Annotated in this window: 11 protein-coding genes; 8 read left to right on the top strand and 3 right to left on the bottom strand. The window is 66.2% G+C overall.

What is annotated here, in order from left to right; translation table 11 throughout:
- Nucleotides 1-89 precede the first annotated feature (89 nt).
- The 8 genes from P6U29_RS09880 (at nt 90) to P6U29_RS09845 (ending at nt 9,877) form a co-directional block, all read left to right on the top strand.
- Complete coding sequence (locus P6U29_RS09880) at nt 90-587, top strand: DUF721 domain-containing protein (RefSeq protein WP_407117419.1); 498 nt, start codon at nt 90-92, stop codon at nt 585-587.
- 127 nt (nt 588-714) lie between these two features.
- Nucleotides 715-1,371 carry a DsbA family protein gene (locus P6U29_RS09875; RefSeq protein WP_407117418.1) on the top strand — a complete coding sequence of 219 codons (657 nt, stop codon included), beginning with the start codon at nt 715-717 and terminating at the stop codon, nt 1,369-1,371.
- A gap of 217 nt (nt 1,372-1,588) precedes the next feature.
- A complete protein-coding gene (smc, locus tag P6U29_RS09870) occupies nt 1,589-5,053 on the top strand; it encodes a chromosome segregation protein SMC (RefSeq protein ID WP_407117417.1) in 3,465 nt (1,154 codons plus the stop codon).
- A gap of 110 nt (nt 5,054-5,163) precedes the next feature.
- Complete coding sequence (locus tag P6U29_RS09865; protein ID WP_407117416.1) at nt 5,164-6,141, top strand: small ribosomal subunit Rsm22 family protein; 978 nt, start codon at nt 5,164-5,166, stop codon at nt 6,139-6,141.
- A 138-nt stretch (nt 6,142-6,279) separates the two neighbouring features.
- Nucleotides 6,280-6,840 (top strand): LemA family protein, encoded by a 561-nt coding sequence (locus P6U29_RS09860; RefSeq protein ID WP_407117415.1) that lies wholly within the window; start codon nt 6,280-6,282, stop codon nt 6,838-6,840.
- A gap of 145 nt (nt 6,841-6,985) precedes the next feature.
- Nucleotides 6,986-8,200, top strand: a complete 1,215-nt coding sequence (locus P6U29_RS09855; RefSeq protein WP_407117414.1) for a M48 family metallopeptidase — start codon at nt 6,986-6,988, stop codon at nt 8,198-8,200.
- 195 nt (nt 8,201-8,395) lie between these two features.
- Nucleotides 8,396-9,148 (top strand): hypothetical protein, encoded by a 753-nt coding sequence (locus tag P6U29_RS09850; RefSeq protein ID WP_407117413.1) that lies wholly within the window; start codon nt 8,396-8,398, stop codon nt 9,146-9,148.
- Between the two features lie 60 nt (nt 9,149-9,208).
- Nucleotides 9,209-9,877, top strand: a complete 669-nt coding sequence (locus P6U29_RS09845; RefSeq protein WP_407117412.1) for a hypothetical protein — start codon at nt 9,209-9,211, stop codon at nt 9,875-9,877.
- A 105-nt stretch (nt 9,878-9,982) separates the two neighbouring features.
- Here P6U29_RS09845 and P6U29_RS09840 read toward each other — a convergent pair whose 3' ends face one another.
- The 3 genes from P6U29_RS09840 to P6U29_RS09830 all read right to left on the bottom strand — a co-directional run bounded on the left by P6U29_RS09840 (nt 9,983) and on the right by P6U29_RS09830 (nt 13,792).
- Entirely contained in the window at nt 9,983-10,522 is a 540-nt protein-coding gene (locus tag P6U29_RS09840; protein WP_407117411.1) for an adenine phosphoribosyltransferase, read from the bottom strand.
- 119 nt (nt 10,523-10,641) lie between these two features.
- Nucleotides 10,642-12,807 carry an anthranilate synthase component I gene (locus P6U29_RS09835; RefSeq protein WP_407117410.1) on the bottom strand — a complete coding sequence of 722 codons (2,166 nt, stop codon included), beginning with the start codon at nt 12,805-12,807 and terminating at the stop codon, nt 10,642-10,644.
- Between the two features lie 310 nt (nt 12,808-13,117).
- The gene (locus P6U29_RS09830; RefSeq protein ID WP_122404827.1) at nt 13,118-13,792 is read right to left on the bottom strand and encodes a dienelactone hydrolase family protein; all 675 of its coding nucleotides are present in this window, start codon (nt 13,790-13,792) and stop codon (nt 13,118-13,120) included.
- Between the last annotated feature and the right edge of the window lie 37 nt (nt 13,793-13,829).

The following is a 13,829-nucleotide window of genomic DNA, read 5'->3' as shown; positions in this document are numbered from 1 at the left end:
CAGCAATCTCTCCACGTCGTGCCCGCGCTGGTCGCGGACATCCACGTCTTTCTTCGTGGTGGCCCGCCCGAGGTGCTATAAAGCGCTCCATGTCCAAATCCGGTCCCATCTTCAAGCCCGGCCCCATCAGCGCAAAACCGCTCGGGATCCTGCTCAACGACGTCTTTGCGGAGGCTTATGCCAAGCAGGGCTTTGCGGCGCGCGAGCTGGTGACGCGGTGGGCGCAGATCGCGGGGCCCGAGATCGCGGCCCATGCCGAGCCGCTCAAGATGCAATGGCCGCGCCCGGTCGAGGGTCAGCCGCAGGAGCCGGCAACCCTGGTGCTGCGGGTCGAGGGGCCGATGGCACTGGAGATCCAGCATTCCGCCGATGTGATCCTGGAACGGGTCAACCGCTTCTTCGGCTGGAGCGCGGTCGGCAAGCTGGCTTTCCGCCAGGCCCCCCTGTCGCGGCCGAGGGCCCCGAAGCGGCCCGGCCCGCCGGCCCCCAAGGCAGTCGCCAAGGTGGCGGAGAGCCTGACCGACATCGAAGATGAACAATTGAAGACGGCGCTGGCGCGGCTCGGGGCCGCCATCAAGCGAAATTGAGCCTCATTCCGCAGCCAAACTGGACCCGTCCTTGTCGCCCGCCATTGCCTCAAGCGACGTTTCGAGCTAGCGACAGGCCGCCCGAACGGGAACCTCGGGCAATACTTTGCCAATCCGGGAGCCGACCTTGATCATCACCCGCCGCGCCTTCACCACGATGCTGTCGCTGACCGGGCTTGCCGCGCTCGCCGGGCTCTCGCCGCTGCGGTTCATCTCCGAGACGATGGCGCAGTCCGCCGCCGATGTGGCCAAGCCCGTCTCGCTGCCCGACATGGCGCTCGGCCCGAAGGACGCCGCCGTCACCATCACCGAATATGCCTCGATGACCTGCCCGCACTGCGCCGCCTTCAACGAGCAGGTGTTCCCGAAGATCAAGAAGGAATACATCGACACCGGCAAGGTGCGTTACATCTTCCGCGAGTTCCCGCTCGACATCAAAGCCGCCGCCGGCTCGATGCTGTCGCGCTGCATCGCCAAGGACGACGCGCCGAAATACTTCGCGGTCACCGACATGCTGTTCCGCCAGCAGAACGACTGGGTGGTGAAGAACACCACCGAGACGCTGACGCGGATCGGCAAGCAGGCCGGCCTCACCCAGCAGCAGGTCGAGGCCTGCCTGAAGGACCAGGCGCTGCTCGACAAGATCGCCGCCGACCAGAAATATGCCAGCGACGTGTTGAAGGTGGATTCGACGCCGACCTTCTTCATCAACGGCGAGAAGATCAAGGGCGAGGCCTCGTTCGAGGAGTTCGCCAAGAAGATCAATCCGCTGCTGAAGAGCTGATTCGCTCGTCGACAGCCTGATTCGCATCTCGAAAGCCGTATCTTTCCCGGCATAAATCCCTTGGGAAAAGCGGCTTTCGCTGGTTGCCCTCGCGGCGCACCGCGGCCATTGTCCAGCCGCATGAGCCGCCTCGCGCGACTCACCCAGACAGCGACATTGCCTTCCATGGTATTGTCCAGGCAGGGGGATTCGTGCCTGCCAACAGAGATGCGTGCTTATGAAAATCACCCGCCTGCGCCTTCACGGTTTCAAGTCCTTCGTTGAGCCCACGGACTTCGTCATCGAGCCCGGCCTGACCGGCGTGGTCGGTCCCAACGGCTGCGGCAAGTCGAATCTCGTCGAAGCGCTGCGCTGGGCGATGGGTGAGACCTCGTACAAGTCGCTGCGCGCCGCCGACATGGACGCGGTGATCTTCGCCGGCTCCGGCAACCGTCCCGCGCGTAACCATGCCGAAGTGACGATGACGATCGACAACGCCGATCGCACCGCGCCGGCGGCGATGAACGACAGCCAGATTCTCGAGATCTCCCGCCGCATCGAGCGCGAGGCGGGCTCAGTCTATCGCATCAACGGCCGCGACGTGCGCGCGCGCGACGTGCAGATCCTGTTCGCGGACGCCGCTACCGGCGCGCGTTCGCCGGCCCTCGTCCACCAGGGCAAGATCGGCGAGATCATCCAGGCCAAGCCCGAGCAGCGCCGCCGCGTGCTGGAAGATGCCGCCGGCGTCGCCGGCCTGCATGCCCGCCGTCACGAGGCCGAACTGCGGCTGAAGGCGGCCGAGACCAACCTCACCCGCGTCGAGGACGTGATCGGCCAGCTCTCCGGCCAGATGGAAGGCCTAAAGAAGCAGGCCCGCCAGGCCGTGCGCTACCGCGAAGTCGCGGCCAAGGTGCGCAAGGCCGAAGCTACGCTGTTCCATCTGCGCTGGATCGGCGCCCATGCCGACGTCAACGAATCCGGCCAGACCCACGATCTCGCGGTCCGCGAGATGGCCGAGCGCACCCAGCACCAGGCCGAAGCCGCCCGCATCCAGGCGATCCGCGCCGCCGAGATGCCGGCGCTGCGCGATGCCGAAGCGCGCGCCGCCGCCGGCCTGCAGCGCCTCACCAATGCCCGCGAGCAGCTCGACCGCGAGGAAGAGCGCGCCAAGGAGCGCGTCGCCGAGCTCGAGCGCCGCCTCGCCCAGTTCGAAGGCGACATCTCGCGCGCTCAGCAGCAGACCATGGACGCCGACGTCGCGCTGCAGCGGCTCGACACCGAAGACGCCGAGCTGAAGGAAGAGATCAAGTCGCGCGTCGAGAAGCGCTCCGGCGTCGACGAGCGCGTCGCCGAAGCCGAGGCAGTGCTGACCGAGACCGAACAGCGCTTCGCCGAGCTCACCACCGCGCTCGCCGACCTCACCGCCAAGCGCAACCAGTTAGAAGCCAACGTCCGCACCCACCGCGACAAGCTCGCCCGGCTCGACCAGGAGATCGCGAACGTCGCCGCGGAAGAGCAGAAGCTCGCCGAGGAGACCGGCGGCTTCGGCGATCTCGACGAGCTGACCGCACTGGTCGAGACCGCGGAGCAGACGCTGGCAGCTTCCGAAGCCGCGGCGCAGGCAAGCGAAACCGCGCATGCCGCGGCACGCCAGACGCTGGAATCCTCGCGCTCGCCGCTGGTCGAAGCCGACAAGCGCGTGCAGCGGCTCGAGACCGAAGCGCGCACGATCTCCAAAATCGTCAACGGCGAGACCAAGAATCTGTGGCCGCCGATCATCGACGGCATCACCGTCGACAAGGGTTTTGAGAAGGCGATCGGCGCCGCGCTCGGCGACGATCTCGACGCGCCGATCGATCCGTCGGCGCCGATGCGCTGGACCAATGTCGGCCACACCGAGGGCGATCCGGAGCTGCCCGAAGGCGCCGTGCCGCTTTCCAATCACGTGCAGGCGCCGGCCGAGCTGGCGCGCCGCCTGGCCCAGATCGGCGTCGTGCCGCGCGAGCGCGGTGCCGAGCTGGTGTCGCAGCTCAAGACCGGCCAGCGGCTGGTCTCCCCCGAAGGCGACGTCTGGCGCTGGGACGGCTTTGTCGCCGCGGCGCACGCGCCGACCGGCGCCGCGCGGCGCCTGGCCGAGCGCGCCCGCCTCGTCGACATCGAGAACGAGCTGGAGCAGGCCCGCATCGACGCGCAGATCAAGCGCCAGGCGCTCGAGAATGCCGAGTCCGAGCTGCAGATGGCCGCGAGCACCGAAGGCGCCAGCCGCGAGGCCTGGCGCGCCGCGCAGCGCGAGGTCAACGCCGCGCGCGAGCGCCATGCCGCCGCCGAGCGCGAGATCAGCCGCCACGCCGCGCGCAAGGCGACGCTGTCGGAAGCGCACAGCCGTCTCGCCGCCGATCGCGCCGAGGCCGAGGCCGCCTACGAATACGCCGCGGCCGGCATCAGCGAGCTGCCGTCGAGCGAAGACACCGAGACCCAACTCGCCGCCGTCCGCAGCGACATCGAGGGCCGCCGCCGCATGGCCGCCCAGGTCCGCGCCGAGGCGCAGGCGCTGGCACGCGAGGCCGAGCTCGCCGACCGCCGTGTGCAGGCGATCCTCGCCGAGCGCACCGAGTGGCAGAACCGCAAGGAAAGCGCGGCCTCCCATATCGACACCATCCAGGCCCGTATCGCCGAACTCACGATCGAGCGCAGCGAGCTCGAAAACGCGCCGCAAGTGTTCGCCGAGAAGCGCAGCGCGCTGATCACCGAGATCGAATACGCCGAGAACGACCGCCGCATGGCCGCCGACGCGCTCGCCACCGCGGAAAGCGCGATGGCGGAGACCGATCGCGTCGCCAAGCTGACGCTCGAGGCACTGTCGAGCGCCCGCGAGGCCACCGCGCGCGCCGAGGAGCGCATGGAAGGTGCGCGGCGCCGGCTGGAGGACATCGAGCGCGAGATCCGCGACATGCTCGAGGTCGAGCCGCAGGCCGTTGCCGGCCTCGCCGAGATCGAGCCCGGCGCCGAGCTGCCGCCGCTGCACGAGATCGAAGAAGACCTCGAAAAAATGCGGCGCGACCGCGAGCGGCTGGGCGCCGTCAACCTGCGCGCAGAGGAAGAGCTGCGTGAGGTCGAGACCCAGCATACCGGCCTCGTCACCGAACGCGACGACCTCGTCGAAGCCATCAAGCGGCTGCGCCAGGGTATCCAGAGCCTGAACAAGGAAGCGCGCGAGCGGCTCCTGACCTCGTTCGAGGTCGTCAACAACCACTTCAAGCGGCTGTTCGTCGAGCTGTTCGGCGGCGGCGAGGCCGCGCTGCACCTGATCGAGAGCGATGACCCGCTGGAGGCCGGCCTCGAAATCATCGCCAAGCCGCCGGGCAAGAAGCCGCAGACGCTGTCGCTGCTCTCAGGCGGCGAGCAGGCACTGACCGCGATGGCGCTGATCTTCGCGGTGTTCCTCACCAACCCCTCGCCGATCTGCGTGCTGGACGAAGTCGACGCGCCGCTCGACGACCACAACGTCGAACGCTACTGCAACCTCTTGCACGAGATGACCGGCTCGACCGACACGCGCTTCATCATCATCACCCACAACCCGATCACGATGGCGCGGATGAACCGGCTGTTCGGCGTCACCATGGCCGAGCGCGGCGTCTCGCAGCTGGTGTCGGTGAGCCTCGCCGAGGCCGTGGACATTCTCGACCAGAACGTGGCGTGATATCTCTGCCGTCATTCCGGGGCTCGCGAAGCGAGAACCCGGAATCTCGTACCACAATCTCGAACTTCCGGGCTCGCGCTAAGCGCGCCCCGGAATAACGGTGGGCCAAGATGATTTCCCCCACCCTCCCCGCCGAACTGAAAGCCGCCCTCGACGGCAAGCTACAAGGCTTCTCCCGCACCGACGCCGCGCAACGGTCGCAAAAAATCTCGACCGCCTATCGCGCCGGCGGCGGCTCCGGCACGATCAAATCGGAGGCCGATGCGCTCGCCTATGCGCTGGCGCGCATGCCGGCGACCTACGCGGCTGTGGCAGCCAGTCTCAATGCGCTCACCGAGATCGCGCCTGATCTCGCCCCGGAGACATTGCTCGACGTCGGCGCAGGTCCAGGCACCGCGAGCTGGGCTGCTGCCGAGGCGTTTCCGTTACTGCAGGATTTCACCCTGCTCGATGCGAACGCCACGCTGAGCCGGCTCGCGCTCGAACTGGCACGCGACAGCACGCGGTTGGCGGAGTGCCGCCATCTGCCCGGCGACGCCGGCAGCAATCTCGCCGAGGTCTCGCCAGCCGATCTTGTCGTTGCCAGCTACATCATCGGCGAGCTCGGCGAGAGCGACCAGCGCGCGCTGACAGAGGCGATGTGGGCGAAAGTGCGCCAAGCACTGGTCGTGATCGAGCCCGGCACGCCCGCCGGCTACGCCCGCATCCTTGCGCTGCGCCAGCAGCTGATCGCCGCCGGCGCCTTCGTCGCCGCCCCCTGCCCGCACGACAAGCCCTGTCCGCTCATCGCGCCCGACTGGTGCCATTTCTCCCAACGCCTGCCGCGCTCCCAGGCGCATCGCCAGATCAAGGGCGCCGAGGTGCCGTTCGAGGACGAGCGCTTCATCTACGTCGCCCTGACCCGCGCGCCGCCCGCGACGCGCGCCGCGCGCGTGCTGGCGCCGCCGGAGGTCGGCAAGGCCGAGATCAAGGCGAAGCTCTGCACGGAGGGTGGGGTCGCGCTGACGAAAGTCCCGCGGCGCGACAAGGCGGCCTATGCGGAGGCCCGGCGCTGGCGCTGGGGCGACGTGATCATGTCCGAAAGTTAACCTCGTTCGGCAGTTTCGGCTTGAACTAGGAAGGCTCCCCATTCGACCAAGTCCTACCTCCCCTCTGTGCCGGGCTCTCGCTTCGCGCCAATTTGGTCTACCCTAGCGCCCAGCTTCTTTCCTCTTCAGGAGTCTTCCATGTCGACCGGCTGGATCGTTCTCGGCGTCATCGTCGTCCTCGTGCTGCTCGCCTTCAGCGCCTACAACCGTCTGGTAGCGCTGAGCCAGCGCGTCAGCCAGGCCTTCGCCGACATCGACGTGCAGCTCAAGCAGCGTCACGATCTGGTCCCCAACCTGGTCGAGACGGTGAAAGGTTACGCCTCGCATGAGCGCGGCACGCTCGACGATGTCATCAAGGCGCGCAATTCGGCGATGTCGGCGCAGGGACCGGCGCAGGTGTCCGCGGCCGAGACCCAGCTCTCCGGCGCGCTCGGCCGGCTGATCGCGCTGTCGGAGGCCTATCCCGACCTCAAGGCGAACGCCAATTTCCAGCAGCTCGCCAGCGAGCTGTCGGACCTCGAGAACAAGATCGCAGCCAGCCGCCGCTTCTTCAACAACGCGGTCCAGGAATACAACACCGGCATCCAGCAGCTGCCCGCTGCGCTGTTCGCCGGCATGTTCGGCTTCACCAGGAAGGACTTCTTCGATCTCGGCACGAGCCGCACCGAGGTCGAGGCCGCGCCGCAGGTGAAGTTCTGATTGCTGCGTGACCTGCCCCTCAAATTCGTCATTCCGGGGCGCGTCGAAGACGCGAACCCGGAATCTCGACCGAGACACTAAGCTCCAGATTCCGGGTTCACGCCGTTGGCGTGCCCCGGAATGACAGGAGCAAACGGAAGCAGTCATGGCCGCGTATGGTCTCTACACGCACATCGCCTCGAACAAGTTTCGTTCGATGCTGCTGCTCGCCGGCCTGTTCATGCTGGTCTACGTGCTGGTTTATGCCGGCGCGCTGGTGGCCGAGGTCGTCATCAACGGCAACGGCACGGTCGCTTATTATCTGAGCCGCGCCTTCGCCGACCTGCTCAAGGCTGCGCCGTTTGCGACCATGGCCGTGATCGCCTGGATCGCGATCGCCTATTTCTTCCATCAGTCGATGATCGATGCGGTGACCGGCGGCCACGATGTCACCCGGCAGGAGGAGCCGCGACTCTACAATCTGCTGGAAAACCTCTGCATCTCGCGCGGCATCACCATGCCGAAGCTGAAGATCATGGAGAGCCCGGCGCTGAACGCGTTCGCGACGGGCCTCAATCCGCGGCAATATTCCATCACCGTCACCACCGGTCTCCTCGACGCGCTGAACGACAAGGAGATCGAGGCGGTGCTGGGCCACGAGCTGACCCACATCAAGAACGGCGACGTGCAGCTCATGGTGGTCGCCGTCATCATCGCCGGTGTGGTCGGCTTCTTCGGCGAATTGTTCTTCCGCCTGTTCACGAACTTCGATTGGAGCCCGAGCTCCGGCGGCTCGTGGTCCTCGGGCTCCTCCTCGTCGTCGCGGTCGTCCTCGTCGTCGAGCGACAGCAAGAGCTCCGGCGGCGGTGCGATCATCGTCATCATCATCGCGATCGTGCTGATCGTGCTGGCCTGGCTGCTGTCGCAGGTGGTGAAGCTCGCGCTATCGCGGTCGCGCGAGTATCTCGCCGATGCCGGCTCGGTCGAGCTGACGAAAGACCCTGATGCCATGATCTCGGCGCTGCGCAAGATCGAGGGCCGAGGCGAGTTACCCGGCGCGACCTCGGCGGTGATGGAGCTCTGCGTCGACAATCCGCGCGAAGGCTTTGCCGATTTGTTCGCGACCCACCCTTCCGTGCGGTCCCGGGTCGACGCGCTGGTCAAGTTCGCCGGCGGCCGTGACCCCGGTCCCCTGCCAGACCCCACTGAAGAGACCGGTCAACCCGAGATGGAACAGCCCGGGGCACAGGATACCCCGCCGCCGCTGTCGCACGGGCCATGGGGCGATGCAGCCGCTCCGGTCAATCCGCCGCCCGTTCCCACACCAAGCCGCTCAGGCGCCCCGGCAGCCAATCCGATGGGACCGTGGGGCCGCCACTGAGCCACGCGATCGGGCGCGCTGCGTGGCAGGTTTGACACCGATCGGGAAAAACCTCGGGAATTGCCGCAACAGGGGCGCAAGGAATTGAATTCTCCCTTGTTTCTGCCATGTTCGCGCCCAACAGCAGACTCGGGACATCGATTTGGGGCCCGGCCGATTGCGACCTCGCGATCGGGGGCGCGTTAGGGGACAGCAATGGCAAAGCCGGCAGTGGTTGTGGTGGGCGCGGATAAGGGCGGGGTCGGCAAGACCACGGTATCGCGTACCTTGCTCGATTATTTCTCAGCTAACAACGTGGCGACGCGCGCGTTCGACACGGAGTCACCGCGCGGAACCCTGAAGCGCTTCCACCCCGACATTACCGAAATCGTCGACATGACGACGACGTCCGACCAGATGAAGATCTTCGACACGCTCAACACCGTGAGCCCGTCGGTGACCGTGATCGACGTCCGCGCCGGCCTGCTCTCGCCGGCGCTGGCCTCGCTGCGCGATATCGGCTTCCTCGACGCCGCCAAGGCCGGCCAGATCACCTTCGCCGTGTTCCACATCCTGGGCCCCTCGATCGCCTCGCTGGAGGAGATCGCCGAGACCGCCGGCTTCATGGGCGGTGCAAAATATTTCCTGGTGAAGAACTTCATCAACGACACGCAGTTCTTCCAATGGGACCAGGCGACCTACAATTCCTACTTCCACCGCATCAAGGACGCGACCGAGCTGACCATCCCCAAGCTCAACGAAATGGCCTATGAGCAGGTCGAGGTGTCTTCCGTCCCGTTCCTGAAATTCGTCGCCAACAAGGGCATCAACGACGATGCCGCCAACTATTCGTTCGTGCTGCGCGGCTATGTCCGGCACTGGCTGGCGAACGTCTGGAGCGAGTTCGACCGCATCCGCCTGACCGACATCGTCGGTTCGAAGCCGGTGACCCGCAACAGCGAAAAATAGTTGCGAAGCCCGGGCGGATACGGCTGGATTGGGCGGTGAGTTGGCCTGATATAGCTGTCAATGCCCGCAACGCCCGTCTACATCATCTGCTCGCCCCGCCCGCAGGTCGGCAAGACCCTGCTGGCGCGGCTGCTCGCCGAATTCCTGCTGCTCAAGAACGGCAATGTCGCGGCCTTCGACGTCAACCTGAAGGAGCCGTCGCTGCTCGATTATCTGCCGAAGGTGACCGAGACTGCCGACGTGATCGACACGTATGGCAAGATGCAGCTGATGGATCGCGTCATCGTCGATGATGGGCTTGCCAAGGTGATCGACCTCGGCTTCCACGCCTTCGACGAGTTCTTCAAGATGACCGAGGAGATCGGCCTGCTCAAGGAAGCGGCCCGCCGCCATGTCGCGCCGCAGATCCTGTTCGTCGCCGACACCGACCGCGTCTCGGCCCGCGCGCATGAGATGCTGCGGGGGCAGATCCCACGGATGAACCTGATCACGGTTGACAACGAATATGTCGTGCGCGGCGAGCTGCCGCCCGCCATGGCCGGCGGCCGCCTGTTCCGCCTGCCGGCGCTGCCCGGCTTCCTCAAGACCTATATCGACCGGCTGACCTTCTCCTTCACCGGCTATCTGCGCCAGGAGAAGGACTCTTCCACCGAGCTGCACCAATGGACCCGGCGGAATTACATCGCCTTCCGGGAGCTCGAGCTCAGTCTGATCCTGCAGCGGTCGTAGGCTTTTTTGGCCGAGAGCTGAGTGCCCACCTCTCCCGACGACGGGAAGAGGTGAACCGAGGCCGCAGCCAATGGCGCTACAAGGCGGACGATATTCTTCGCTCGCTCAGTGTCCCTCGAACGTCATCAGCGTGCGCACCGGCACATCCATTGCGCGCAACTTCGCGGCGCCGCCGAGCTCGGGCAGGTCGATAATGAAGCAGGCGGCGACCACATTGGCGCCGATCTGGCGCAGCAGCTTCACCGCGCCTTCCGCGGTGCCGCCGGTGGCGATGAGATCGTCGACCAGGATCACGCGCTCGCCAGGCGCGACCGCGTCGACATGCATCTCCATCTCGTCGATACCGTACTCCAGCGAGTAGGCGATGCGCACGGTGGTGTGGGGCAGCTTGCCCTTCTTGCGGATCGGCACGAAGCCGGCCGAGAGCTGGTGCGCCACCGCGCCGCCGATGATGAAGCCGCGCGCCTCCATGCCGGCGACCTTGTCGATCTTGTTGCCGGCCCACGGATTGACCAGCTCGTCCACGGCGCGGCGGAACGCGCGCGCATCCGCAAGCAAGGTCGTGATGTCGCGGAACATGATCCCCGGCTTGGGATAGTCCGGAATAGTGCGGACGCTCGCCTTGATGTCGTGGTCAAAAGTCATTCGTTTCTCATCTCAGTTGTCATTCCGGGGCGATGCGTCAGCATCGAACCCGGAATCTCGAGATTCCGGGTCTGGTGCTTGCGCATCATCCCGGAATGACGAGGTGAAATATCCTGCACTCAATTCGCCCCCGCATCCAGCCGGAACGCGTTTTCGACAATGCGTAGTCCCACCTCGCCGCCAAGCGACATCAGCGATTCCGGGTGGAATTGCACGCCGGCGACCGGCAGGGTCTTGTGCTCCAGCGCCATGGCGACGCCGTCTTCGGTGCTGGCGGTGACGGACAACACCTCCGGCATGCTGTCGCGCTCGACATAGAGCGAGTGATAGCGGCCGATGACGATCTCGTTCGGCAGGTTGCGCATCAGGCGGCCGCCGCGCACCTGCACCCGCGAGGGCCGGCCGTGGGCGGGATGGGTGAGCTGGCCGAGCTCGCCGCCGAAATATTCGCCGATGGCCTGCACGCCGAGGCAGACGCCGAACACTGGCAGCTTCTGCTCCAGCGCCGCATCGATGGTCTTCTTGATCCCGAAATCCTCAGGACGCCCGGGGCCGGGCGACAGCACCAGCAAATCCCACCTCTTCTGCTTGAGCATGTCGAGCGCATGCACATAGCGGACCACGGTGACGCTGGCGCCGACCTGGCGGAAATAATCGGCGAGCATATGGACAAAGCTGTCGTCGTGATCGATCAGCAGCACCTGCTTGCCCGAGCCAGTCGCGTCTGGCGCGAAAGTAGACAGCGATTTCGGCGGATCGCCGCGCAACGCCTGGAACAGGGCCGCCGCCTTGACCTGGCACTCGCGGTCTTCCGCGGCGGGGTCTGAATCAAACAGGCAGGTGGCGCCGACGCGCACTTCGGCGAGGCCATCCTTCATGCGGATGGTGCGGATGGTGAGGCCGGTGTTGATGCTGCCGTCGAAATTCACCGCGCCGATCGCCCCCGCATACCAGCGCCGCGGCGAACGCTCGTGATCCTCGACGAACTGCATCGCCCAGAGCTTTGGCGCGCCGGTGACGGTGACCGCCCAGGCATGGGTGAGGAAGGCGTCGAGCGCATCAAAGCCGGGGCGCAGCATGCCTTCGACGTGATCGACGGTGTGGAACAGTTTTGAGTAAGTCTCGATCTGGCGGCGCGCCAGCACCTTGATCGTGCCGGGCACGCAGACTCGCGCCTTGTCGTTGCGGTCGACATCGGTGCACATGTTGAGCTCGAACTCGTCTTTCTCCGAGTTCAGGAGCTGGCGGATCTGCTCGGCATCGCCGATCGCATCGGTGCCGCGCGCGATCGTGCCCGAAATCGGGCAGGTCTCGACGCGGCGGCCGTCCGAGCGCACGAACATTTCGGGCGAAGCCGAGACGAGAAACTCGCCCTCGCCGAGATTCATCAGCGCGCCATAGGGCGACGGGTTGATGACGCAGAGGCGCTGGAACACTTCGGCCGGCGAGCGGTCGCACGGCTCGGAGAAGAGCTGGCCCGGCACCGCCTCGAACAGATCGCCCCGCGCGAAGGCTGCGCGCGCGGTCTCGACGGTGGCCTGATATTCGCCGGGGGCATGGTCGGCAAAGCCCTGGCGCGGCGTCTTCAGGTACGGGCTGTCGGCGGTCTCGCGCGGCAGGCCTTCGGTCGACTTGCCCTTCCAGGCGAAATCGTAAGCGAGCACCACGCCCCGGCCGGTGGCGCGATCATAGGCGAGCAAGCGATCAGGAATATAGAGCACGATGTCGCGCTGGTCGGACTCGCGCGGGCGCTTCTGCACGAGGTCCTCGATCTGGAAGACGAGGTCGTAGGCGAAGGCGCCGAACAGACCGAGCAGCCCGTCGTCATTGGCGGAGAAGGCGGCGACGAGGTCGCGCACCAGCGACATCACGCTCGCGCGCCGCGTGCGCTGGTCTTCCTCGACCGGCGCATCGCCGCGGATGATGTGGCCGGCAAGCCGCGTCGCCGTCCTCTCGGAGATCACCACGCAGGGCTCGCGCAGGACGTCGCCGAGGAAGGCGATCAGCACCTCTCCGCGCGCGTTCAGCGCTTCGAGCTTGAAATTGACGCCTGTGGTCTCGAGCTTGAGCGGCGGATCGGAGAAGCCGAGGTCGAAGCTCTCGTAGCGGCCCGGCACGGTCGTGCCCGAGGACAGCACCACGCCGCGGCGACGGTCGAGCAGGCTGACGAGATCGTCGAGCTTGTTGGCGCCGCCGGTGAATTGCTCGGCCACGCGCGCGATCGCAAGACCCGCGCGTGTCGCGTACTCACTTCTGGCCGGAAGGGCAAAGACGGTCCTGTTCATGTGGTCCTCTTACGAAACTTGCCGAGGGAACGCCACACAGGACAAACGATCAGGCCGCCGCACTGCGTTGGCGACCTTCGACGATTTTGAGAAAAGAAATCGCACCGGCCACCTCGTCAGGAGGTGCGCCACCAAAGACGGGCTGGGCGGACGGCGGTGCTCATGGGGCGGATACTCACCATGGCGCGGGGGCGGCGTCAAGGGCGGGGCAACGGAGCTGTAGCCCGGATGGGGTGCAGCGCAATCCGGGGTTCGAGCCACAATTCGAAAGTCCCCGGATTACGCTGCGCTCCATCCGGGCTACGAGTGACTACCCCAGATGCTTCCTGAAAAACTCCGTCGCCCTGCCCCAGGCGAGCTCGGCGGCTTCGCGGTCGTGCACGGCCTGGCGCTGCTCGTTGACGAAGGCGTGCTCGGCATCGTAGCGGAACAGCTCCAGCGACTTGCCGGCGGCCTTCATGGCCTTCTCGAAGCCGCTGACCAGCTCCGGCGTGCACCAATCGTCCTTGTTAGCGAAATGGGCCTGGAGCGGAATCTTGACGTCCGCGGGCTTGGCCGCCTGCTCCGGCGGAATGCCGTAGAACACGACGCCGGCCGCGAGCTCCGGGATCTTGGTCGCGCCGATGATGGTCACGGCGCCGCCGAGGCAGAATCCGGTCAGCCCGACCTTGGCGCCGTTGCGCGACAGATACTGCGTGGCGCCGCGCACGGTCTGCGTGGTCGCGTCCATGAAGTCGAGCGAGTTCATCTCCTTGTTGGCGCTCTCCGTGTCGTGATAGGGCACCACCTTGCCCTTGTAGAGATCGGGCGCCAGCGCATCGAAACCCGCGAGCGCAAAGCGGTCGCACAGGCCCTTGATCTGGTCCGACAGGCCCCACCATTCCTGGATCACGACCACGCCCGGCGCATTGCCGCGCGCGGCATTGGCGAGATAGCCCGAAGCGTCCTTGCCGTCCGGACGCTTGAAGGTGATGGTGGTTCCCATGGTGTCCTCCGATGAGTTTCTAAGGGAGCGCTTGGCG

This window comes from Bradyrhizobium sp. LMG 9283 (genome assembly GCF_045571415.1).
Classification (GTDB): Bacteria; Pseudomonadota; Alphaproteobacteria; order Rhizobiales; family Xanthobacteraceae; genus Bradyrhizobium.
The sequence above is the reverse complement of the archived record's forward strand: the minus strand, read 5'-3'. Positions and strand labels throughout refer to the sequence as shown.

What these genes read in the sequence shown, in the direction of transcription:
- P6U29_RS09830 (WP_122404827.1), bottom strand. Translation starts at nt 13,792, where the DNA reads ATGGGAACCACCATCACCTTCAAGCGTCCGGACGGCAAGGACGCTTCG.
- smc (WP_407117417.1), top strand. Translation starts at nt 1,589, where the DNA reads ATGAAAATCACCCGCCTGCGCCTTCACGGTTTCAAGTCCTTCGTTGAG.
- P6U29_RS09850 (WP_407117413.1), top strand. Translation starts at nt 8,396, where the DNA reads ATGGCAAAGCCGGCAGTGGTTGTGGTGGGCGCGGATAAGGGCGGGGTC.
- P6U29_RS09845 (WP_407117412.1), top strand. Translation starts at nt 9,209, where the DNA reads ATGCCCGCAACGCCCGTCTACATCATCTGCTCGCCCCGCCCGCAGGTC.
- P6U29_RS09865 (WP_407117416.1), top strand. Translation starts at nt 5,164, where the DNA reads ATGATTTCCCCCACCCTCCCCGCCGAACTGAAAGCCGCCCTCGACGGC.
- P6U29_RS09860 (WP_407117415.1), top strand. Translation starts at nt 6,280, where the DNA reads ATGTCGACCGGCTGGATCGTTCTCGGCGTCATCGTCGTCCTCGTGCTG.
- P6U29_RS09855 (WP_407117414.1), top strand. Translation starts at nt 6,986, where the DNA reads ATGGCCGCGTATGGTCTCTACACGCACATCGCCTCGAACAAGTTTCGT.
- P6U29_RS09835 (WP_407117410.1), bottom strand. Translation starts at nt 12,807, where the DNA reads ATGAACAGGACCGTCTTTGCCCTTCCGGCCAGAAGTGAGTACGCGACA.
- P6U29_RS09880 (WP_407117419.1), top strand. Translation starts at nt 90, where the DNA reads ATGTCCAAATCCGGTCCCATCTTCAAGCCCGGCCCCATCAGCGCAAAA.
- P6U29_RS09840 (WP_407117411.1), bottom strand. Translation starts at nt 10,522, where the DNA reads ATGACTTTTGACCACGACATCAAGGCGAGCGTCCGCACTATTCCGGAC.